General features: G+C 43.3%; 13 protein-coding genes and 1 pseudogene. 6 read left to right on the top strand and 8 right to left on the bottom strand.

The features are described 5' to 3' along the window. Nucleotides 1-65 precede the first annotated feature (65 nt). Nucleotides 66-1,007, bottom strand: coding sequence for a general stress protein (locus IQ276_RS33720; RefSeq protein WP_235116195.1), 942 nt, complete (start codon nucleotides 1,005-1,007; stop codon nucleotides 66-68). 391 nt (nucleotides 1,008-1,398) lie between these two features. Here IQ276_RS33720 and IQ276_RS33715 point away from each other — a divergent pair, with 391 nt between their 5' ends. After that, on the top strand, nucleotides 1,399-2,196 hold the full coding sequence (locus IQ276_RS33715; RefSeq protein ID WP_193924872.1) for a Uma2 family endonuclease: 798 nt from the start codon (nucleotides 1,399-1,401) through the stop codon (nucleotides 2,194-2,196). 78 nt (nucleotides 2,197-2,274) lie between these two features. Here the strand turns inward: IQ276_RS33715 and IQ276_RS33710 are convergent, their stop codons facing one another. Beyond that, on the bottom strand, nucleotides 2,275-3,960 hold the full coding sequence (locus IQ276_RS33710; protein ID WP_235116194.1) for a DUF1565 domain-containing protein: 1,686 nt from the start codon (nucleotides 3,958-3,960) through the stop codon (nucleotides 2,275-2,277). Nucleotides 3,961-4,236: 276 nt separating this feature from the next. Next, nucleotides 4,237-5,346 carry an S-(hydroxymethyl)glutathione dehydrogenase/class III alcohol dehydrogenase gene (locus IQ276_RS33705; RefSeq protein ID WP_193925303.1) on the bottom strand — a complete coding sequence of 370 codons (1,110 nt, stop codon included), beginning with the start codon at nucleotides 5,344-5,346 and terminating at the stop codon, nucleotides 4,237-4,239. Between the two features lie 329 nt (nucleotides 5,347-5,675). Between IQ276_RS33705 and IQ276_RS33700 the strand changes: the two genes are divergently transcribed. The 4 genes and pseudogenes from IQ276_RS33700 to IQ276_RS33685 all read left to right on the top strand — a co-directional run bounded on the left by IQ276_RS33700 (nucleotide 5,676) and on the right by IQ276_RS33685 (nucleotide 10,624). Next, entirely contained in the window at nucleotides 5,676-6,959 is a 1,284-nt protein-coding gene (locus IQ276_RS33700; RefSeq protein ID WP_193920206.1) for a valine--pyruvate transaminase, read from the top strand. Nucleotides 6,960-7,082: 123 nt separating this feature from the next. After that, nucleotides 7,083-7,739, top strand: a complete 657-nt coding sequence (rimM, locus tag IQ276_RS33695) for a ribosome maturation factor RimM (protein WP_193920207.1) — start codon at nucleotides 7,083-7,085, stop codon at nucleotides 7,737-7,739. A gap of 22 nt (nucleotides 7,740-7,761) precedes the next feature. Next, nucleotides 7,762-8,040: pseudogene (locus tag IQ276_RS33690) on the top strand (Uma2 family endonuclease); the annotation flags it as partial. A 202-nt stretch (nucleotides 8,041-8,242) separates the two neighbouring features. Beyond that, on the top strand, nucleotides 8,243-10,624 hold the full coding sequence (locus IQ276_RS33685; RefSeq protein WP_193920208.1) for a phosphoketolase family protein: 2,382 nt from the start codon (nucleotides 8,243-8,245) through the stop codon (nucleotides 10,622-10,624). 108 nt (nucleotides 10,625-10,732) lie between these two features. Here the strand turns inward: IQ276_RS33685 and IQ276_RS33680 are convergent, their stop codons facing one another. From IQ276_RS33680 to IQ276_RS33660, 5 genes are all read right to left on the bottom strand, one after another. Continuing rightward, nucleotides 10,733-11,095 carry an SDR family oxidoreductase gene (locus tag IQ276_RS33680; protein WP_193920209.1) on the bottom strand — a complete coding sequence of 121 codons (363 nt, stop codon included), beginning with the start codon at nucleotides 11,093-11,095 and terminating at the stop codon, nucleotides 10,733-10,735. Nucleotides 11,096-11,224: 129 nt separating this feature from the next. Continuing rightward, the gene (locus IQ276_RS33675) at nucleotides 11,225-13,324 is read right to left on the bottom strand and encodes an ATP-binding protein (RefSeq protein ID WP_228043300.1); all 2,100 of its coding nucleotides are present in this window, start codon (nucleotides 13,322-13,324) and stop codon (nucleotides 11,225-11,227) included. A gap of 114 nt (nucleotides 13,325-13,438) precedes the next feature. Beyond that, entirely contained in the window at nucleotides 13,439-14,914 is a 1,476-nt protein-coding gene (locus IQ276_RS33670; protein ID WP_228043575.1) for an NF041680 family putative transposase, read from the bottom strand. Between the two features lie 115 nt (nucleotides 14,915-15,029). Then, nucleotides 15,030-18,470: an ATP-binding protein gene (locus IQ276_RS33665; RefSeq protein WP_193919867.1), complete on the bottom strand. Its 3,441-nt coding sequence runs from the start codon at nucleotides 18,468-18,470 to the stop codon at nucleotides 15,030-15,032. Nucleotides 18,471-19,129: 659 nt separating this feature from the next. After that, the gene (locus IQ276_RS33660; protein ID WP_193919865.1) at nucleotides 19,130-21,220 is read right to left on the bottom strand and encodes a vWA domain-containing protein; all 2,091 of its coding nucleotides are present in this window, start codon (nucleotides 21,218-21,220) and stop codon (nucleotides 19,130-19,132) included. Nucleotides 21,221-21,778: 558 nt separating this feature from the next. Here IQ276_RS33660 and IQ276_RS33655 point away from each other — a divergent pair. Then, on the top strand, nucleotides 21,779-22,768 hold the full coding sequence (locus IQ276_RS33655) for an adenosine kinase (protein WP_193919863.1): 990 nt from the start codon (nucleotides 21,779-21,781) through the stop codon (nucleotides 22,766-22,768). The last annotated feature ends 645 nt before the right edge of the window (nucleotides 22,769-23,413 follow it).

Below are 23,413 nucleotides of genomic sequence, written 5' to 3'. Positions count from 1 at the left end.
CTGCCTCCCCATCTCCCCATCTCCCCTTCGGCAATGGGCGCGGCGGAACATGGCAGCACCCACTTTTAAGAACGAATCAACATCGGGTCATAAATTTGGCACTCTTGAACGCCATACTTGCCCAAAATCAAGCTAGCGGGGTCAAGTTCATTATCTGTGCCACTAACGATAAGTATGTAATTACCTTGCTCAATTTGCTCGTTGTAAAAACGTGCCCACTCATCTGGTATTCCTAGCCTTACAGCGTCAAAGCGATCGCTTAAAATAACACCTGTTGAGCCAATCAATTGAGGAAAGTCTTTGGAAATTAAGGAAATCTGGCTTACCGGAAAACCTACAACAAGCATATCGTTAATTGCCGCTTCAGCATGATCTATGCGATCGAAGTAATTAATCGCATACTTGGTCAGAATTCCACTTTTATTAGGAATGGCGCTAACAGAAGTCGTTGTGTTCAAATAATTTGTAGTTTCATACTCAGTATTGAAATGCTCGTAAATGCCGAACTCTTCAATACCCCAACGCTGTAAAATTGCTTCTACTTTAGCAATTTCTAAAGATGTACAATCGACAATTATTAAATATTGTCCATGCTCTACTCGCTCGTTATATGCTCTAGCTTGCTCTTCCGACATTCCCCAACCAACTAATGCACCAGCAAAAGTCCCAGTAGCAGCACCAATACTTGCTCCTACAAGGGTTGTAACCAAAGCAGTTGCCGCTGCCCCAGCCAGCATTATTGGCCCGACTCCAGGGATTGCTAAAGTCCCAAGACCTACCAATAAACCAGTCAAACCACCAACAGCACCCCCTGAAAGTCCTCCTACTGTTGCACCTTCGTCAGCTTTATCACCATTAGCAATCTCATGATTGGAGTCTGCATTCTGTACAACTACAGATACTTTCTCCATCGCCAAACCAGAATCTTTCAATTCATGTAGTGCCTGTTCTACATCTCGACGATGAGTAAATACACCTATAACGCGTTGATTTTGACTTAAAATCATTATTACTCCTTGGTAGCAGGGAAAATTAGTCACCTGCAAATCTAATATTTCAACACTTGTAATCTTAATAGGACTTACGCAAAAACTCTCTGAAACTCTTATTTCTTTGTGTCCTTTGCGTCCTTTGCGGTTCGTTTTTTCATGATTTTGCGTAAGTCCTACTTAAATACAAATTTGTTTAACTGAAATTCATCTTAAGTAGTAAAATATATTTGCAAATGCCGCGATCGCAACCTCCCTAAGACTTAATTAACTCCTGATTCACGCAAACAATCTCCCACTGAGGAAATCAGTAGTCACGAGCCTTTTTCACAGGTAGGTTTTTGATCCTGGCATCGCCTCTATGACGTTCTGGAAGCGATAAAATCAAAAATAAATTCATGCTGTATTTATGGCAACCCAACTCAGCCAAGCGAAATCTGCAACTGAACTGGTAATCTCTTGGGAAGCCTTGCCCAAAGATTTTCAACTAGAGGATGAACCAGTGGAGAATACCGGTCAGCCGCTTTTGGCTGGTGCTTTGCGTGAAAGCCTAGAAATCAGTGGATTCATTCAACCCCAGATGTTGATAGCTTCAAACTTTGGTCTTTGTGCGACAATCAACGGGCAATTTATTGCTAAAGCACCAGATTGGGTTTATGTGCCATCGGTGAATGAAGTTGTAGGTAATCGTAAAAGTTATACACCGAATTTAGAAGGAGATATTCCGGCGATCGCCATCGAATTTCTATCCGATACTGAGGGTGGAGAATATTCGGTTAAGCGAAGTTATCCTCCAGGAAAATGGTTTTTCTACGAGCAAATTTTACAGATTCCCATCTACGTAATTTTTGAGCCAGATGGTGGTTTATTAGAATATTATCAACTGGAAAATCAACGTTATGAGTTAAAGCAACCCGACGAAAATGGTCGTCACTGGGTTGATGTAATGGGCTTATTTTTAGGAACTTGGCAAGGCACAAAAGAAGCGCGAACTGGTTATTGGTTGCGCTGGTGGGATCGAGCTGGTAATTTGTTACCGTGGGCTGTAGAACAGATTGAACAAGAACGCCAACGCGCTGAACAAGAACGCCAACGCGCTGAACAAGAACGCCAACGCGCCGAACAAGAACGCCAGCAAAAAGAACAGCTGATTGCTTATTTGCAATCTCAGGGTATAGACCCGAATAATTTGCCCAAATTCGAGTAGATACAGATGTAGGGGCGTACAGCTGTACGCCCCTACAACCGATTTATGTTTTGCAAAGATTTTGCCAAACAAACCAGTTTACGCGCTCACAATATAAGATGAGTCGATCGCTGCTACACGACTAGCATCTACCAAAGCTTGATATACCATCACAGCTACCTCAGCGCGTGTAGCATCGCGGGTAGGATTGAGTTGTTTGAGATTAGGGTAATTAACGATAATCTCTTTTTTAATAGCCTTGATGACTTCATCCTTAGCATAATCAGGAATCTTTGCTTGGTCATCAAAAGTTTTAGTGGTTGCTGTGGTATCACCAGATAATCCCAATCCATTCACTAGAGAGACAATCACTTGCACCCGCTGGATATTTTTGTTGGGGCCGAAGGTATTATCGGGAAAACCAGAGAGAAATAAACCTTGATATGCTTGTTGAATTACCTTAGATGCCCAAAAGTCTGCTGGTACATCTTTAAATTTGGTAACCGCGCGGTTTGGCGATGGGTTGAAAGCTTTTACTATTAATGCTGCATATTGCGCCCGTGTCATCGTAGCATCAGGTTTAAATGTGCGATCGGGGAAACCATTAATTATCCCCAATTTGACTAATTCCCGAATAAATGCCCCTGCCCAATGATTAGTAATATCGGTTAATTCGATAGTCGGCGTGGGAGTTGGAGTTGGCGTGGGTGTTGGCGTGGGTGTTGGAGTGGGTGTGGGTGTTGGAGTTGGCGTGGGTGTTGGAGTTGGAGTGGGTGTTGGAGTGGGTGTGGGTGTTGGAGTTGGCGTGGGTGTTGGAGTTGGAGTGGGTGTTGGAGTGGGTGTGGGTGTTGGAGTTGGCGTGGGTGTTGGAGTTGGAGTGGGTGTTGGAGTTGGAGTGGGTGTTGGAGTTGGAACCGAGGTATCTGCAAACTCTACTTTTCCCGTGACTTTAGTCGCATCTATTGTATTTCCCACAGAAACCAGCTTGTTGGAACTGGCATTTTGCAAATCAAATTTACCGTTATTGCGTAGAGTATTGCCCCCTGGATTATTGGTACTGCCGATATCCGGTAGGGCGCTTGCAATTATAGTTAGACCATCATCAGTATTATTTTCACTGAGATTATTACGTAATACGGGACGGGAACTACCAGAAACGACTATCCCAGAACGATTTTCAGAAATTTTGTTATCTCGAAGTATGGGTGATGCGGTATCACTAATGGCAATACCAAAACCTGTTTTGAAGAAAGTATTACCTTGAATTTGACCTTGGGAATTTTTAGCGATCGCAATTCCATTGGCTGCATTCTCACTGAACACATTACCTAGAATAACTGGGTTAGCATCGCCTGTAGCAAATACTCCTTCCCGCTTGCATTGAGTGAAGGTGCTGTTTGCAACAGTAGGCGCAGTTGATTCAATCCAGACACCACTACCACGGCTAGCCAGATTTGTTACAGTCACTCCCCGAAGTTCGGCTTTATCCAACAGCACAAAAGTCACATTTTGACCAGCAAAAGTACGGCTTAAGTAATTACCACTTCCTTCAATCAAAATGCCATTACCTTTGTTGGTTTCATTACCCACCACCGTCACCCCAGATGGAATCGTTAGCGGAAACACTTCACCGCTAGCAGCATTGTAATTACCATTTGCCAGTTGAATCTTAGTATCAACTGTAGCTACCTTCAGAGCTTGCGTAATACTTTTGAACGGCGCTTGTTGACTACCAGCATTGGTATCGCTGCCTGTTACTGGATTTACATAAAAACTTTGAGCCATATTTATACTTCCAAAAAATACATAGCTATCCTAGCGCTAACTATGAAAAAGGGTAGCGGTTGATGCATTAAGTAGCTAAAAGTACTTTTCAGGCGAAAGTAATAAAATTATGCAAATGTTTTTAAGTTTAGGCACTCCCCTATAGGCACTCCCCTATGATTACAGAAGCCCCAACTTCAACCGTACTCGGTAAGTTGGGGTAGTTCACCTCCTATCTGAAACAAAACTGTCTACATCAGCACCAGATACAAAGCCTTTGAAATTACGAATTATGACTTAGAAAGTCACCACGCTCCGAACTGATTCACCTTTGTGCATCAAATCAAAAGCATGATTAATTTGCTCAACGGGCATAATATGGGTAATTAAATCATCAATATTTATCTTACCTTCCATATACCAATCAACAATTTTTGGCACATCTGTACGCCCTTTAGCGCCACCGAATGCCGTACCTTTCCAAACCCTTCCAGTTACTAATTGAAAAGGACGAGTACTAATTTCCTCTCCAGCACCAGCAACACCAATAATTACACTAACGCCCCAACCTTTGTGGCAACATTCTAATGCCTGACGCATTACTTTCACATTACCAATACATTCAAAACTATAATCAGCACCGCCTTTTGTTAAATCAACCAGGTAGGGAACTAAATCACCCTCTACTTCTTGGGGATTGACAAAGTGCGTCATGCCAAACTTTTCTGCTAAAGCGCGTTTGCTGGGATTAATATCCACCCCAATAATCATATTTGCTCCCACCATCCGCGCCCCTTGGATGACATTTAAACCAATACCACCCAAACCGAAAACCACCACATTTGCTCCTGGTTCCACCTTGGCTGTATTAATGACTGCACCAATACCAGTAGTCACGCCACAGCCAATGTAACAAACCTTCTCAAACGGCGCGTCTTCGCGGATCTTTGCTAAGGCAATTTCCGGCAGCACCGTATAGTTAGCGAAAGTAGATGTACCCATGTAATGATGAATCATCTGCCCATCGATACTAAAGCGACTAGTGCCATCGGGCATAACACCGCGTCCTTGGGTTAGGCGAATGGCTTGACAAAGATTAGTTTTAAAGCTGAGACAATATTCGCACTGACGACATTCAGCAATGTATAGAGGAATCACATGATCCCCTGGTTTAAGACTAGTGACACCAGCCCCTACCTCAACCACCACACCAGCACCTTCATGTCCCAAAATTGCCGGAAATAAACCTTCGGGATCAATACCAGAAAGGGTATAGGCGTCGGTATGACAAACCCCAGTGGCTTTAATTTCGACTAACACTTCTCCAGCTTGTGGCCCAGATAGTTCAACCGTTTCAATAGTCAACGGCTTACCTGCGCTGTAAGCTACTGCTGCTTTAACTTGCAACGTCAGCCCTCCTGTATAGTCAATCGGCTTATTTGAGTTTATATCGGGGAGTGGGTATTGGGGATTGGGGATTGGAGATTGGAGATTGGGGATTGGGGATTGGGTATTGGGGATTGGGGATTGGGTATTGGGGATTGGGTTAGGAAAAGTTTTCCCCAGTCCCTAGTCCCCAGTCCCCAGTCCCTCGAATATTACTTTGTAAAAATATCATTCTCTAGCTAGATTGGTTAAAGGCGGCGACAGTTGTTTTGACAACGATGTAAACTTGATGTCAGCAGCAAACCCCAAGTAATTTGTCCACCCTCAATTAATAAATTTTGTCACAGCTTATGAACCCTGCCCTAACACAAATTGGGACTCAAATGTCCAACCTGACTGGCGTCAGAGCGATCATGAAGGATATTATCGAAACGTTACGATCTGGTGCAGGGCAGCAGTTTATTAATTTGAGTGCTGGTAACCCGCTGATTTTACCGGAGGTAGAACAGTTATGGCGGGATTGCACTGCACAGCTTTTAGCTAGTCCAGAATATGGTGAGGTAGTTTGTCGCTACGGGTCAAGCCAGGGCTATGCACCATTAATTGAAGCGATCGCCAATGACTTTAATAAACGCTACGGGTTAAAATTGGGCGATCGCAATATCTTTATCACCCCCGGTAGTCAAACCCTGTATTTCTACGCCGCTAATATATTTGGTGGCTACACCACCAGCGGCCAGTTAAAACAAATCGTTTTGCCTCTAAGTCCTGATTACACCGGTTACGGCGGCATCTGCTTGGAACCAAAAGCCTTAGTCGCCTACAAACCAACTCTCGATATCGATGCAGCCGGCCACCGATTTAAATATCGCCCAGACTTCAGCCAAGTGACGATTACCGAAAACACTGGTTGTGTCATCTTTTCTCGTCCCTGTAACCCCACTGGAAACGTCCTCACTGACGAGGAAGTGAAAAAGATTGCTGCCCTAGCCTCGCCCTACAATCTACCCGTCCTAATTGACTCGGCTTATGCGCCTCCCTTCCCGTCATTGAACTTTACCGAAATGACCCCAGTGTTTGGCGATAATATTCTCCACTGCATGAGTTTATCCAAAGCAGGATTACCAGGAGAAAGGATTGGTATTGCGATCGGGGATGAAAAGTGGATTGAGGTGCTAGAGTGTTTCCAAGCAAACGCGAGTCTTCATTCTTCGCGTTATGGTCAAGCGATCGCTGCCCTAGCAATTAATTCTGGTGCCTTAGTAGAAATTTCTGAGACTGTTATTCGTCCCTTCTACCAAAATAAGTTTACGGTTTTAGAAACCAGCTTAGAACAAGCAATGCCCAAGAATTTACCTTGGTTTCTCCATCGCGGTGAAGGAGCGATTTTTGCTTGGTTGTGGTTAGAAAATTTACCCATCACTGACTGGGAATTTTACCAAGAACTTAAGCAAGTAGGTGTAATTATTGTACCTGGAAGTACCTTCTTCCCCGGTTTAAATGAAGAGTGGGCGCACAAGCACCAATGCTTCCGTATCAGCCTCACCGGCAGCGATGAAGAAATTGTCACTGCTATGCAACGTTTAGCCAAAGTAGCCCAAGAAGCCTATCAACGTACCGCTGTCAGTGCGTGAGGAGTACTGAGTGGTGAGTGATAAGTGCTGAGTGAGGAGTGAGGAGTGAGGAGTTAAGAGTTATTATTCTCCCCCTACTCCTGTGCCCCCCTGCATCTTCCAATGCCCTATGCCCAATGACAAATGACTAATCCAAAATCCAAAATCCAAAATCCAAAATCCGATGATTGGCTAGAAATTGGTAAGATTGTTGCACCTCAAGGATTGGCTGGGGAATTACGAGTTTATCCTGACTCGGACTTCCCTGAACGATTTGAAGTGCCAGGAAAACGTTGGTTGTTGCGTCCTGGTGAGACGGAACCCCAACCAATCGAATTATTAGCAGGACGTTACATCAGTAATAAAAACTTGTATGTGATCAAATTAGCTGGAGTGGAAAATTGCAATCAGGCAGAGGCATTGCGGGGTTGTAAGTTAATGGTGCCAGCAAGCGATCGCCCCCAATTGGGCGAAAATGAATATCATGTCCTCGATTTGATTGGTTTGGAAGTCTTCATGCAAGCATCTGGCGAACTCGTAGGGACGGTAGTAGACATCATCCCCGCCGGCAATGATTTGTTAGAAATAAAATTGCACCCATCTTTTAGTACTCACAAAGAACAAACGACAAATGACATAGACGCGCCAGCGGCTTCCCGCAGGGTAGGACAAACGACAAATGACAAAAAGCAAAAGACTGTTTTGATTCCCTTTGTAGAAGCGATCGCCCCAGTGGTAGACTTACAATCTGGTCGCATTGAAATTACGCCGCCACCTGGATTATTGGAAATTAATAATTAGTTAAAATTTTGGAGGCTGGAAAGTGACTCAAGCTTTACCAAAAATCGTAACTTTTGACGAATTTGTCAAGTGGAAACCAGAGAATGAACGCTATGAATTGCACAACGGAATAATTATTAAAATGCCTCAACCTGTAGGAGACCATGAAGAGGTAACAGGATTTTTAGCCTTTGAACTGACTAGAGAATGTATCCGTTTAAATCTCCCTTACTTCATACCCAAAACAGCACTAGTCAAGCCACCTGAAAATGAATCAGGTTATTCGCCAGATGTACTGTTATTGAATCGCCCTAATTTGATAAAAGCCTGAAACGACCTATTTTAGAAATTCACACCATGATTAATTTGTACAGTGCGTAAATCCTAATTCTTTGCCCAAAGCCAAAGAATTTAGTCACAAAACCTGGAAAATTTATCATAGGTTAGATGGCCATCATCTGGAAAATAAGTATAATTACATACTGAGTGAATCCGTCAAAATCCTTTTGTAATGGAGTGTCGAAATGACATTAGCAACGACTCCACAAACAAAGCCTTTAACAGATGAAGAATTAGGCAAGATCAATGCCTACTGGCGTGCAGCTAATTATCTTTCCGTTGGGCAAATATATCTACTCGACAATCCGCTACTGAGAGAACCGCTAAAATTAGAACACGTCAAGCCCAGGCTTTTGGGTCACTGGGGAACAACACCAGGGCTGAACTTTATCTATGTTCACCTGAATCGGGTCATTAAAAAATATGACCTCAACACGATCTACATTGCCGGGCCTGGTCATGGAGGTCCAGGACTGGTAGCCAACACCTATCTAGAAGGTACTTACAGCAAGTACTACCACAACATCTCCCAAGATGCTGAGGGAATGAAGAAACTCTTCAAACAATTCTCTTTCCCTGGTGGTATTCCCAGCCACGTTGCACCGGAAACACCTGGTTCCATCCACGAAGGCGGGGAACTAGGTTATGCCCTCGTCCATGCTTACGGTGCTGCCTTCGATAACCCAGACTTGATCGTTGCTGCTGTTGTGGGTGACGGTGAAGCCGAAACAGGTGCTTTAGCGGCTAGCTGGCATTCCAACAAGTTTCTTAACCCCGTGTCTGATGGTGCGGTACTGCCAATTCTGCACCTGAATGGGTATAAAATTGCCAATCCAACAGTATTAGCACGGATTAGCCATGAAGAATTGGAGAGTTTATTTGTAGGCTACGGCTACAAGCCATACTTTGTAGAAGGTGACGATCCCGCAGTTGTCCACCAGCAAATGGCAGCAACTCTAGATACAGCGATCGCCGAAATTCAAAGTATCCAAAGAGAAGCCCGCGTACATGGTTTCACTGAACGTCCCCAGTGGCCGATGATTATCATGCGAACTCCCAAAGGTTGGACGGGGCCGAAGGAAGTGGATGGCAAAAAAACCGAAGGTTATTGGCGATCGCATCAAGTTCCCTTAAGCAACATCGCCAAACAGCCAGAACACCTGAAACTCCTAGAAGATTGGATGAAGAGTTATAAACCAGAAGAACTCTTCGACAGCAACGGTAAGCTAATTGAGGAATTAGCAGAACTGGCTCCCAAAGGGCATCGACGCATGGGTGACAATCCCCACGCCAACGGCGGTATTTTGCTGCATGACTTGAAGATGCCGGATTTTCGAGACTATGCTGTAGATGTTTCTCAACCGGGGAAGGCGATTGGTGAAGCTACCAAAGTGAGTGGTAGATTCCTGCGGGATATTATGGAATTTAACCAAGAAAGTCGCAATTTCCGCGTCTTTGGTCCCGATGAAACAGCATCCAATCGTCTGGATGCTGTGCTGGAAGTTACAGACCGGACTTGGGAAGCCCAGATTCTCCCCGAAGATGACCATCTTTCACCAGATGGTCGGGTGATGGAAATTCTCAGCGAAACTTGTTGTCAAGGATGGTTAGAAGGCTACCTTCTCACAGGTCGCCACGGCTTTTTCTCCTGTTATGAGGCCTTCATCCACATCATTGACTCCATGTTCAACCAGCACGCCAAATGGTTGAAAACTACCATAGATATTCCCTGGCGCAGACCAATTGCTTCCCTCAATTACTTACTTTCCTCTCACGTTTGGCGACAAGACCACAACGGTTTCTCCCACCAAGACCCCGGTTTTATTGACCATGTGGTTAATAAGAAAGCAGAGATTGTTCGCGTGTATTTGCCCCCCGATGCCAACACTCTGCTATCAGTAACAGACCATTGCTTGAGAAGCCGCAACTATGTCAACGTCATCGTTGCAGGGAAGCAACCGGCGTTGCAATACCTCAACATGGATGCAGCGGTCAAACACTGCACCAAAGGCATCGGCATTTGGGAATGGGCAAGCAACGACCAAGGCGGCGAACCAGATGTAGTACTGGGTTGTGCTGGCGATATTCCTACCTTAGAAACCTTGGCGGCGGTAGATATCTTGCGCCAGCACTTCCCTGACTTAAAGGTGCGGGTAGTGAACGTAGTCGATTTGATGACACTACAGCCAAAAACCGAACATCCCCACGGTTTGAGCGAAAAAGATTTTGATACACTTTTCACCACCGACAAACCGATCATCTTTGCGTTTCATGGCTATCCCTGGCTAATTCACCGCTTAACCTACCGCCACACTAATCATAAAAACTTGCATGTGCGTGGCTACAAGGAAGAGGGAACCACCACCACCCCCTTTGATATGGTTGTTCTCAACGATCTCGATCGCTTCCATCTAGTAATTGATGTCATCAATCGCGTGGACAAACTAGGATCTAAGGCAGCTTATGTCAAACAGCAGATGCAAGATCAACTGATCGAACATAAGCACTACATTGAGAAGTACGGCGACGATATGCCGGAAATTCGTGATTGGAAGTGGCCATATTAAGTGATACGTTAGGCGATCGCTAACGACAAAAAACCCTAGAGACTTTTTTCTCTAGGGTTTTGCTAGCAAAATGGACGAATAGAATGCTGAAAATTATAGCGTGAAAATTTACTCCTGTCTTAAAGGTGGTGAATTTAAGAAACCACTACTAACGAAATATGACAAGTATTTATCTAGGAGTTTAACATCCATTGGTGGACAAACAATTGCAGAATCTGCCAATCCATTGAGGGTATTAGGAAGACCCAAGTATGGCTGTTCTAAGTCTCCCGGAATCGCAATCACATGAGAGCTAAAATTTGGGTGATGAAGGGAATATTTTTTTAGGTTTTGTTGAATCTTTTTTAACCCTTCATGCTCGTTTGTGGAACACACCAGGCAGTATATTTTTGCTTGAGTTTGATGTAGTAGTTCATCAAGTAAAAAAGCCCTCAAAAAGCCTGTAGCTCCTGTGAGAAAAACATGACGCAATTCATTAGACCTCTTGCGAAAGTGCTTTTTGCACTCTCGTGGGAAAAGCGACTCATGTTAAACAGGAAGGGGAAAATACAAAACCTTTACCTTTTCCCCCTTCTTCTTTTCCCGACTTCTGCAAGAAGTCTAATAGATAGGGAGAACAATCTCAAATTCAGTTCCCTCAGTGGGCTGAGAACGCACAGTTAAAGTGCCGCGATGTTGTTGGATAATAGAGTAGCTAACAAATAACCCCAAACCTTGACCACGACCAACGGGCTTTGTGGTGAAAAATGGTTCAAAAATCCGCTCATGCAGACTTACAGGAATCGTACTATCTGTATTAGCGATCGCAATTCGTAACCATTCACGATCTATCACTCCAGTACGAATCCGAATTTCTGGGTATTTGCTGCTTTGAAGATTATCTCGAATCGCATCAATGGCATTGTTAATAATATTCAGGAAGACTTGATTTAACTGACTAGGATAGCAAGTAACTAAAGGTAGATCGCCATATTCCTTAATGACACGCACTTCGGGTTGATTTTCAGAAGCTTGTAAGCGATGTTGCAAAATTAACAGCGTGCTTTCAATCCCACTGTGTAAATCTACAGCTTTGATTTCGGCTTCATCCAAGCGAACAAAGTTGCGTAAACTCTGGACAATTTTGCTGATGCGATCGCTACCCACTTTCATAGATTCTAAGGTTTGATTGGCATCTTCAAATAGAAAATCGAGGTCAATTTCTTCCCGCTTATCTTGAATAGCTCGACTAGGTTGGGGATATTCCTGCTCATAAAGCATCAGCAAACTCATCATGTCTGCAACATAATTTTCCGTATGGATGAGATTACCCTTGATAAAATTCACTGGATTGTTAATTTCGTGAGCAATACCAGCTACCAATTGACCGAGGGATGACATTTTTTCGCTATGAATTAATTGTCCTTGAGTTTGCTGCAATTTTTTCAAGGTTTGCTCTAAATCTTGGGCTTTTTGGTTGAGAGCTTGGGTTTTGTGTTCTACCTCTGCTTCTAGGGTGCAAGAATAGTTTTCGGTTTGTTGATACAGACGGGCATTTTCCACAGAGATGGCGGCTTGACTAGTTAGGAGTTGGAGAATCTCGATGCGATCGCTAGTAAAAGCGCCTAAAGTTAAGTTGTTCTCTAAGTATAAAATACCGCTGAGTTTTCCTTGGCGACTAATGGGAGTACATAAAACTGATTTGGGCTGGTGAGTGATGATGTAGCGATCGTTGGCAAATTGCACTGAATCACTCAAGTCTTCAAACACAGCCGTCTCTTGAGTTCTTCCTACTGCATAAATCAAACTTTTAGGGATTTCTGAGTATTGCTCCAGGGGAATTTCTAAGGTTTTTACCAGTTCTCGATCGCCTTGAGCTACAACTAACCATTGTTCCTCTTGGCAAAGAACTAAATGACCGATTTGGGCGCCAGCATTGGCGATCGCAATCTGCATCAAAGTTGCCAACAGTTTCTCTAATTCAATTTCTTGAGAGATGGCTTGTGCAGCTTTCATCACCGCTTGCAAATCTAAGTATAAATTTTGGTTGCTAGAGCTTTTAGTTACACCTCTCATCAAAGTTAAGGGGATGGTTGCCGTAGATGTGATGGCAAGATTAGGCGGTTGGAGAATGGCTGTTAGTAGTTGCGGATATTGTTGTTCTAAATGGGCAATTTTCGCCTTTGCACCCCAATGGGCGTAGCAGTAGTAGGCTTGTTGCATATAGTCTGCGGCCAGCTTCTCTTTGCCCCAAGCTAGGTAGAATTTGGCGGCTAGCTCATTGCTGAGTGCTTCTTCTTGGATATAGCCGTTTTCTTTTGCCCCCTGAATGGCTTTGTCATAGTAGGTTATTGCGTCTAAATGACCCAAAATTTTTGCCCGCTCTGCTTCGACTAAATCGTATTTGTGTTGATGATTGGCAGGAGCGTGGAACGCCCACTGACTCATCAATTTCTGGTTTTCTGCAACTTTTTCTAGTGTCGATTGTTGCTCTGCTTCATTGCCATTTGAACACTTAGCCAAAAGAGCAAGGGAGTAGTAGAAATTATGTTCGGCAAACTGCAAGAAGCCAACCATGTTTCTTTGGTATTTTTCGGCTTCTTCAGCATGGATTAGTACCTGCTGATAGTCCTGAAAGATGAGTAGAAGAATCGTCTTTGCCAGATGGAGCAAGAACAGGAGAGTTCCGTTTTGAGTTTCAATTAATTGGACTTTGGACAAAAAGAAGTTTGTTCGCGAGTCACACTCGCGAACAAAAAACTAGTCATCAGAAATTACCCCAGTTATTTTACAAACTGAGTCAGACTGAGTTAAACGCCTAAAGCCTAAGAAAATTTATGCGGCTTTGACTTTAGCGAGTGTTGATTTTGACTTCTTCTTGACAACAGGATGCTTAGTTCGTTGTGTTTGAACTTGACCTTGAACTCGACCGATGGAATTTCCTCTGGTTTTGGGAGAACGAGCGGGTGTACCAATCTCTGAAATAATTCTCTGAAAATCGCGTTGCACTACACTTGGAGTGGCAATTTTATCATTGTTTTGTTCTAAATAACGCTCCCATGGCCTGGGTAAGTGTGTTGCTAACTCCCTTGCCGCCCACAACTGTACGTAAGCTAGGATTACTAAATGTATCCAATTTTCCTCATGCAAAACATCTGGAGTTTGAAACTGCGTCATCAACAAACGCTGCTTGCTAAATCGCAGCATGTGTTCAATATCAAACCTTTGTCTATAGCAATGGTTTGCAACCGTAGGTGAGATTTCTCCACGTTGCTCACCTATGACAATTAACCACATTGGTTTCCAGAGAGATTGATTAGTATCATCAGTCACATGAATTCTGAGCAGAGTAAAAGGATGACAATACATTTTTTGGTGCTTGGTTCCCCTCATCAACATTTGATGCCAAGCGAGTATGGTGATGTTTAAAAGACGACCCTTACAGGTTGTCTGCTGAATTTGTGTTGTCTCGTCGGGAGAGTGCCAAGTTTCAACATCAGCTAAATTAAACCGTTCACCGTATTTTTTTGGACAACCACGTTTTTTCTTTGACTCATCAACGGGTGGAGATTGGTAGAAAATTCGATTACTACGAACTCTGGCTATCACTACCACATTTTTGTGTTTGGATTGGTCAAACAGAAATGAACGCTGACTATAGGCGCTATCTGCTACTAAGACGCACAATTTTTCCTGCCAGGGCAGTGATGAATCAGACATTACTGAGGAAATTTGTTCACTACCCACATCAACACCAGTTTTATCAAGTGATACCCTTTCTCCTGATATTGGTATTGACCAAGGGGCGGCATTCCCAGTTTCTTTCTCTGGTAAGATAGAAAGTATCGAATAAGAATGACCAATATTAATCGGTTTGTTACCCTTGATAGTATTTGGCTGGTAAATATACCCACGTTCAGCTAAAGTCCTCGCGTAAGGACGCGGATGCGGTGTTGTATCAAGAGCGAATAAGTAAAAAGGGCGTTGTTGTGGTTGCTTAATTAACTCAGATACCACCCTAATTAAGTTATTGGGTTTTTCTTGTTCTTCTTGTTCTTCTTCTTCATTGTTCTTCTCCTGAATATTTGTATTAAATGATTTTTGAATTGCTTTATAAATAGAATTATAGCTTCTGGGAAACAAAGGACTTAAAGATAACTCCGCAATTGAATTGGCTCCCGTATTACCCGCAAGCGCATCCAACAAATCCATACAGGCGTCGCTACATGAAGAAAAACAGTTGTAAATTTTTTGTCTAAAATCTTGAAATTGCGCTATTAATTGATTGTTATTAAATTTTGGCATAGCCATCAGTATTTACCCAAAGATACTTTGTAGTTGATATTACTATTTGTTGGGGGTCTGATGGCTATGCTTTTTTCTGCTCGTCACTATAAACAAGATTAATCATTCATTTATTCGCGAGTCACACTCGCGAATAAACTTCTTTTTGTCCAAAGTCCAAAATTAAAATCGGCAGCATTTTCCGCTCGTCGAAACTCTCCCCAACGAGTATTAGGGAATCTTCTGCTGCTCCCATCAAATTCAACACGAGCTGACGACAAATCTGCGCGAAGTAAATTTGATACTCTTGTTTGAATTTCAACAACATATCGATGTATTTTTGCTGTTGCTGATTCACCCGCTCCAGTGTTTCGCCGACGAAGAAAAGATAGTTGCAGTAGGAGGTGGCGTTGTAGCAGGCATATTCTATATCACCCACTTCTAATCCAACCTGAATAGCTTCACGTAGGGGAGCGATCGTTTTGCGAGCGGGTTCTTGCCAGTGCCGCACAAACACATCAAAAATGTTAATCACTTTTGCATGTAATTTCCTGTCATTGAATAGCTCCAGCAATTTTAATCCTAATTGTCCAAACCGATAGCCTCTTTCAATTCCGGTTGGGCTACCACATAAAACCAGACCATAAAAGGTGTAGCCAAATGCCGAAAATGCCGAGTTGCCAAATTGAATCGATAGGTTCACTAATGTGTAAGCAATCAGTGGTAACATATCTGGTTTAGCGTTCAAGCTGGGAGTAACCATTGCGATCGCAATTCGCATGGCTGCTAACTTGTGCGGATCGAGCATCTCTGGCAGGTTCATTAAATCCTCGATCGCTAACTCCTGTGGGGGTTCTTTAAACAGAGGTTCACCCAAAAACTCCAGCACTTGCAGACAGATGTCTATCGCTGCCAGCATTTGATTTTGAGCAATGTAGAAATAGATTTTGATTTCATACATTTTCACCTTTTCCAGCAAATCCTGGGCGTGCTGAAGAACAATTTCTGAAAGCTGTTCTGCCTCCTCGAAATGGGCAGTCAGGTACTCAATTTCAGCCGCTTCTGTATAAAGAGCAAGGGTCAGATCGTAACTATTTTCCCAACCGTTTTCTGTCAGCACTGCCAGCCCTGCTGTGAAGTATTTACTTGCTGTTTCATAGGCGGTTGCAGCCTTGGCTTTTTGTCCTGCTTGCAGGTTCATTTGAGCCAGTTCATGGCGTTGAACTAGATCTAATTCTTGCAACCTGGAGATTTCGTCATGATTTTGTACATTCAACAATCCGGAAGAAGTTTTGTGAGCCGTCAATCTCAGACCGTAATTCAATTGATTGACAATTTCAAAAATTTTCCCTTCTCGCTCTGCTTCAGGCGTATTTGCCCACAGTTGTTGCCCAATTTTGAAGTGGGTAGACTGTTTTTGATCTTCTGGAATCAGACTGTAGGCAGCTTGTTGGACGCGATCGTGCAAGAATTTATAAGAAACAACAATCTCACCGCCGCGATCGATGTTGTCTGAGTTATTTAATTGGAAGAACTTGTAGGTTTCACTAATGGGGAGAATCAGCCCTTCTTGTAACGCCGTCCATAGGTTGGTCGCCATATCAACAAGTGATGTTTCAGAGACCCTTGCCAAGGTATTCAAATCAAATTGGTTGCCAATACAAGCTGCCAGTTTCAAAACCTCCTGTGTCTCCACCGGAAGTTTCTGCAACTGCAATCCCATGAACTCTACCACTCCATCGGTCAATGCCAATTGCCGCACCGAAGCCAAATCACATTGCCAGTAACCCAGTTCTGGCTGGAACTGAATCCAACCTTCCTCGTGCAGTGCTTTGAGAAACTGCGTTGTAAAAAAGGGATTCCCTTGGGTTTTCTGGTATACCAATTGCGTCACGGGTTGAGCCAGTTCCTTGGGACAACTCAAGGTGTCTGCCACCAACTGATTCACCGTTATTTCTACCAAGGGTTCCAGGGTAATCGTATTAACGGTAGCTTGGGCTTGCTGAATCTGCTCCAGCGTCAGTATCAAGGGATGAGTCGGAAAAACTTCATTATCTCGATAAGCACCCAGAATGAATAAATATCCAGAATTGGCTTCACAGATCAATAATTGCAGCAAGTTCAGAGAAGCCGAATCTGCCCATTGCAAGTCATCTAGAAACATCACCAGCGGATGCTCAGGGGTGGTGAAAACCTGGATAAATTTTTGAAAGAGCAAATTGAAACGATTTTGGACAGCACTACCAGATAGTTCTGGGAGTGGCGGTTGTTGACCGATAATTCGCTCTAGTTCAGGAATCACATCAACGATCGCTTGTCCGTTTTCACCCACGGCCGCCAAAATTTTCGCTTTCCACGCTGCCAATTGGACATTACTCTCACTCAGCAATTGTCCCATCAAATCACGAAAGGCTTGCATCAAGGCACTGAAGGGAATATTCCGCTGGAACTGATCGTACTTGCCTTTGATGAAGTAACCACGTTGTCTGACAATTGGTTTATGGACTTCATTGATCGCCGCAGTTTTACCAATCCCGGAAAATCCTGCTACTAGCATCATTTCTGAACTGCCATTAGCGACGCGCTCAAAAGCTTTGAGCAAGGTGGCAACTTCTGTTTCTCGCCCATAGAGTTTTTCGGGGATAATGAAGCGATGTCTACGACGGGCTACGCCTACGCACACATCCCGTTGTCCCAGGACAAAGGTTTCTATTCTACCCGTTGCTTTCCATTGATTGAGACAGCATTCTAAGTCATGCTTCAAACCCAAGGCGCTCTGATACCGATCTTCGGCATTTTTCGCCATCAACTTCAATACTATCTCTGAAGCGATCGCAGGAATTTCTGGATTAATGCTGTGTGGGGCGAGTGGGAGCTTGGCTAAATGACAGTGTACTAACTCCATCGGGTCATGAGACTCAAACGGTAATTGTCCGGTCAAAAGTTCGTACAATGTCACCCCGAAAGCATAGAAATCACTGCGGTAATCAATACCACGATTCATTCGTCCAGTTTGCTCTGGGGAAAGATAGGCAAGGGTTCCTTCCAAAACATTGGGATTTTTAATTTCCTGGGTTTCGCGGGGGAGGAGGGAGGCAATGCTGAAGTCAATCAGCTTGACTTGTTGCGATTCTGGATGAATCAGAATGTTGGCGGGTTTAATATCTTTGTGGATGACTTGATGCTGGCAGATATCATGGAGAATATCGGCAATTTGTCGAGCAATTTCTAAGATTTCCTGTAACGACAGGGAATAATTTTGAGTATAATCTCTCAGGGAAATACCGCCAAAGTCTTCCATTACTAAGGCATAGCTGTTACCGTAGGCTTCTAGGCTGTAGGGGTGGGCGATGCCAGGAATGTTGAGATTTTTGGTAATTGTATACTGGTTACGAAACTGTAATAATTCGCTAAAGGTGGGGTAGTCTTGCCGTAATAGTTTAATCACCACTGGACGCTGACTTGACTCCTGTACTGCTCGATAAACTATTGTCTGAGAACCTGCATAGAGTTGCTCAACAATGGCATAACCAGGGATATACGGCAATAGATTCGAATCGGGGATTGCTGCCAGTGTCGTCATAGCGTCAAGTTAAATCTTTAGAAGAAGTTCATAATTTTAATATTTCCCAAGAATTTTGTAGAATAAACATCCTGTACCTTGTATACATAATTAATTAGCCAGAAATAGGCAAAAATGCTACGAAATAACTGAATTCAAAGTCGTAAAAACAACACAAAAAGGGGAGCCGGCAATACTGCTCGGTTAAGGGAAAATAGGTGGTGGAATCAAGAATAATTTGTTCGCGTGTATTATGACTTTGTTGGCGAATTCTTTGAAGTCAAATTTAGATGGCTAGTGCTGCCAAGCGAGAAATAAGTAGGTCGGCGTAAATAATTATTGTTGGGGTAACGCAGGGGGAGAAAGAGTTTGAGCCTTATTTAACGTGAGTTCGACAGATGCCAAAGAACCCCGCTTTCATTCCTCTCCCTGTTTCGGGGAGAGACTTAGAAACCCTAATTTTTCGTGCCCAATTCAGGATCTTATTGCCCCTCTCCGTCTCGGAGAGGGGTTGGGGAGAGGTTCATCGAACTCACGTTTATTTACTTTTCTTTACACAGTTTGGTTTTATTGCACCGACTTACTTACTCTTGCCAAAGTTATTAGCTTGCGTCCACCACTCACTGCCAAACCCTAACCAAATTCATGGCAGCAGCCGTGATTATATCAGCCTAGTTTTTTCATTTCCTTGTAATCAATCCCCTACATTGTTCCACCAAGCGAATAAATTCATCTCGATAGCCCTCCCGATCTTCCCCCTTCGCTTGAGTCGCCAACTTGATCGCCAAATCATAATTAGCATTCCCCTTATACTCAGAGTCACGCAGCACCATTCCAAAAGTAGCTACCGCAGCAGCAAATCTCAGGTTTGTGGAGAGTATCTGGTCGGTTCTCAAATCCTCATCTTGGATGGTTTGGGTAATTAGTTGACTGGTGTTGTTCTGGGGCAATTTATAGCGCAGTTTTAAGAGCATCAACTCATTGCCGGCAGCATCTGGGGGAGTTACACTAGAATGCTGATACCGCAAGGGGTCTACCGAAGGTAGTTTCACATCACTTTTCGTGCCAGTGGGAATTATTTCATAAAGCGCTGTCACAGAATGACCAGCCCCAATATCGCCTGCATCTTTCTTGTCGTCATTGAAATCCTGGTTTTGCAACAGACGGTTTTCGTAGCCAATTAAGCGATATGCCTGAACTTTCGCCGGATTAAATTCCACCTGAATTTTCACATCCTTGGCGATGGTAAACAGAGTTCCCCTGAGATCGTTAACTAAAACCTTTTTGGCTTCCAATAGGGTATCGATGTAAGCGTAGTTGCCGTTACCCTTATCAGCCAGTTGCTCCATTTTTGAGTCCTTATAGTTGCCGGTGCCAAATCCCAACACCGTCAGGAAAATTCCCTGATCTCGCTTCTGTTCAATTAATCGCGTCAGGTCGGCATCACTGGAAATCCCTATATTAAAATCTCCGTCAGTAGCTAAAATTACTCTATTATTACCAGACTTGAGGAAGTTTTGTTTGGCTATCTTGTAGGCCAGTTCAATGCCCTGACCGCCAGCAGTAGAGCCTCCAGCCTCCAAGCGGTCAATGGCCGCCAGAATTGTTGATTTTTGACTACCAGGAGTAGCAGGTAATACCAATCCAGCATTTCCAGCGTAAACTACCAAACTTACCCGGTCTTCAGAACGCAGTTTATTCACCAGCAATTTCAGGGACTGTTGTACCAAGGGTAATTTGTTGGGGTCATTCATAGAACCGGAGACATCAATCAGAAATACTAGGTTGCTAGGTGGTAAGGTTTCGCTCTCTAAGCGTTTACCTTGCAAACCCACATGTACCAGCTTGTGTTGAGGATTCCAGGGAGCAGCAGCAACTTCAGTGGTGACGGAAAAGGGGCGTTGGCTTTGCCCGCCGTAGGCATCGCCTTTTGGTTGGGGATAATTGTAGGTAAAATAGTTGATCAGTTCTTCAATTCGGACTGCATCCTTGGGTGGTAATTCCCCTTGAGTAATAAACCGTCGCACGTTGCTATAGGATGCTGTATCTACATCAATGGAAAAGGTGGAAAGTGGGTCATTACTGACGCGATGAAAGGGATTATCATCAATCCGGTTGTAGTTCTCTGTATTGAATCTGCTATCTGTTTGTGGCTCCGGGGCAACCCTTCCAATACTGCCACGAACTTGGAATTTAGGACTATTCCCACGGTTAACAACTTGATCCTGCACAGATGAGCCAGAGCCAATACTAGGGAGTGGAGGCATCAGTGTGGGTAAGGGTTTAGTCTTTCGGGTAGACTCGGCTTGAGTACGTTGTCTGGGAGTCTGAGCCGGAGTGATGGGACTAGGAGTTTCCAATTCATCTATCGGACTTCTTAGGTTTGCTAACTCCGGCGCGAATTCGGACTGTAACCGTTGCAGGGTTTTCATATCCGCTTGGGTAACTATCTTGGGGTCAGTTGTTACTAGCTCATTACTTCGATTCAGACAAGCATTCAACACTGTAGCAAACTCAGTCCGGGTTACAGGAAGAGCGCCAAAGTTTTGAACGGAGACGACACAACTATATTTTTGTACCAACGCCTGGAGTGCTTGGTAGTCAGGGTGGTTGGGTAGAATTAAGGTTGTTGGGATATTAGGAGTCTGATTGGCTGGAACGGCAACCGTAGCAGACTGACGTAAAATCGCAATTCCTACTGACGGTATAAATAATAATAGTGTTACAATACTGGCTCGCTGCCACATTTTGGACGGAATCGGGTAAGACATGGCTAAATCCTCACACTAAATTTGGTATCGGTTCAAAACCTCGTGGGATATGTAGAAGCCCTGTCTCTTGAGACTGGCTTACTAACATTTCAAGCTTCCATTTACCTAGAATAGTCCTAAGCAGCTTGGGATCTTATAACTGTTTCAGTTTTGGTAACTGTAGCGGATACAACACTAACCATTCCTATCTAACGCTCTTCTATGACTCTGGAGAGAGAATAATCCCAGCGATTAGAAATCGCGGCTACACAAACTCTCGTCCGCCTGTGCGGACTAACGCAAAAATAGGGTTTCAAATTTAATCTCACGAGAGTAATAAAAGAGCGCTAATATCAAATCCGCTTAAATGCAGGCAGTAAAACCACCGTCTGTTTGCGTCCTTTGCGGTAGCCTGCGGCAAGCCGCTTTGCATCTACGTTAAAAAAATTGACTTTAACAAAGAGTTTTAGCCTTAACACCAAGCGTATTGAATTATGACCAAGCAACTCTTAGGTAGTTGCCTATCTGCTATTATCAATTCTGTTCAAGTCAGACAGAAATTATTCTAGGAGATAAACAATGGGCAAGAAATATGATGTTTATGGTGTAGGTAATGCCTTAGTAGATATAGAATACGAAGTATCTCTAGAGTTACTACAAGAACTAAAGATTGATAAAGGTGTAATGACACTCCTAGATGAAGACAGTCAAAATCATATTTTGGAAAATCTCAAAAATCTTCATTGCCATAAAAGTTGTGGAGGTTCAGCAGCAAACACAATAGTGGCAATTAGTCAACTAGGAGGAAAAGTTTTTTATTCCTGTAAAGTGGCTAATGATGAATTTGGAGACTTTTACATAGAAGATTTACTCAAATGTCAGGTAGATACCAACTTAAAAAATGGCGATCGCCAATCAGGAATTACAGGTAAATGTTTGGTGTTAGTAACTCCCGATGCAGATCGCACCATGAATACATTTTTGGGAATTACTGGAGAATTTTCTACACAAGAATTAGTATCAGATGCGATCGCTGATTCAGAATATGTATATATCGAAGGATATTTAGTGACTTCTCCCACAGGAAAAGAAGCAGCTATAAAGGCTAGAGAAATAGCTGAAAAAGCGGGAGTAAAAACCACCATGTCCCTATCTGATTACAACATGGTAAAATTTTTTAAAGATGGTTTATTAGACATCATTGGACCTGGTTTAGACTTGATTTTTGCTAATGAAAGTGAAGCATTAGGACTAGCAGATACACAAGATTTTCAAGTAGCTGTAGACAAACTAAAAATCCTGAGTAAGAAATTTGCTATTACTCGCGGTGCCAAGGGTTCAGTAGTATTTGACGGTCAGAAATTAATCGAAATCGCTGCACCTCAAGTAAAAGCTGTAGATACAGTGGGAGCAGGAGATATGTATGCAGGAGCTTTCCTCTATGGAATTACCCAAGGTATGAGCTATGAAGAAGCCGGAAAATTAGCATCGGCCGCAGCTTCTAAGATTGTTACATCCTATGGGCCAAGATTAAAAACTGAGGAATTAAAGGCATTAGTTACTGCTTAGAGGTGTTTGAAAATTTTACCTTCACTTATAACAAACCTCTAGGACGAGTTATAGGTGAGGAAGTATTGACATAGCGATCGCTTTGCTACTCATTTGACTCAAACAGCATCCCATCTACACACGCAATACCCCATAAAAATAAATCCCCAGCCTTTGTGGAAGACCCGTGTTCGTAGTCGGTTATTCGTTTGTAATTTGGCTGGGGATTTATTTATTCGTAAGTGCCAAAGCAGGATCGTCCTCCCAGCACTCCAGTAAAAACTCAAACCCTGGATTCTCTCTAAATAACTCTGTCATTTTCAGTTTCTGACCTCTGTTCGCTTTGTCTGCTCCAAACTCTTAAACCCCAAGTGACTCGAAACCCTGTGCGTGTAATAGAGTAATTCCTTGACTTGCCTCATAGCCAACAATTGGTAAACTCCCAAATAAGTTCATAACTATAGGACTCATATTTGATTTTTGAACAAAACTCAGTACACCTTTATTCCTCCTTCCCAGTCCCCAGTCCCCAATCCCCAGTCCCTTACCTCTACGAGTCATTCAGAAATCAAATCGGATTGCTATATAGGACTCCGATTTGATTTCTGAAAACATACTGAGACTGAAAAGCCCGTTTTATCTAGGGTTTGATCTGAAATCTTGTTC

Source organism: Desmonostoc muscorum LEGE 12446 (genome assembly GCF_015207005.2).
Lineage (GTDB): Bacteria > Cyanobacteriota > Cyanobacteriia > Cyanobacteriales > Nostocaceae > Nostoc > Nostoc muscorum.
This window is presented reverse-complemented; position numbering and strand designations above follow the sequence as displayed.

Coding starts and splice junctions, on each gene's coding strand:
- IQ276_RS33720 (WP_235116195.1), bottom strand. CDS start 1,007: ATGATTTTAAGTCAAAATCAACGCGTTATAGGTGTATTTACTCATCGT.
- IQ276_RS33715 (WP_193924872.1), top strand. CDS start 1,399: ATGGCAACCCAACTCAGCCAAGCGAAATCTGCAACTGAACTGGTAATC.
- IQ276_RS33710 (WP_235116194.1), bottom strand. CDS start 3,960: ATGGCTCAAAGTTTTTATGTAAATCCAGTAACAGGCAGCGATACCAAT.
- IQ276_RS33700 (WP_193920206.1), top strand. CDS start 5,676: ATGAACCCTGCCCTAACACAAATTGGGACTCAAATGTCCAACCTGACT.
- rimM (WP_193920207.1), top strand. CDS start 7,083: ATGACTAATCCAAAATCCAAAATCCAAAATCCAAAATCCGATGATTGG.
- IQ276_RS33685 (WP_193920208.1), top strand. CDS start 8,243: ATGACATTAGCAACGACTCCACAAACAAAGCCTTTAACAGATGAAGAA.
- IQ276_RS33670 (WP_228043575.1), bottom strand. CDS start 14,914: ATGGCTATGCCAAAATTTAATAACAATCAATTAATAGCGCAATTTCAA.
- IQ276_RS33665 (WP_193919867.1), bottom strand. CDS start 18,470: ATGACGACACTGGCAGCAATCCCCGATTCGAATCTATTGCCGTATATC.
- IQ276_RS33660 (WP_193919865.1), bottom strand. CDS start 21,220: ATGTCTTACCCGATTCCGTCCAAAATGTGGCAGCGAGCCAGTATTGTA.
- IQ276_RS33655 (WP_193919863.1), top strand. CDS start 21,779: ATGGGCAAGAAATATGATGTTTATGGTGTAGGTAATGCCTTAGTAGAT.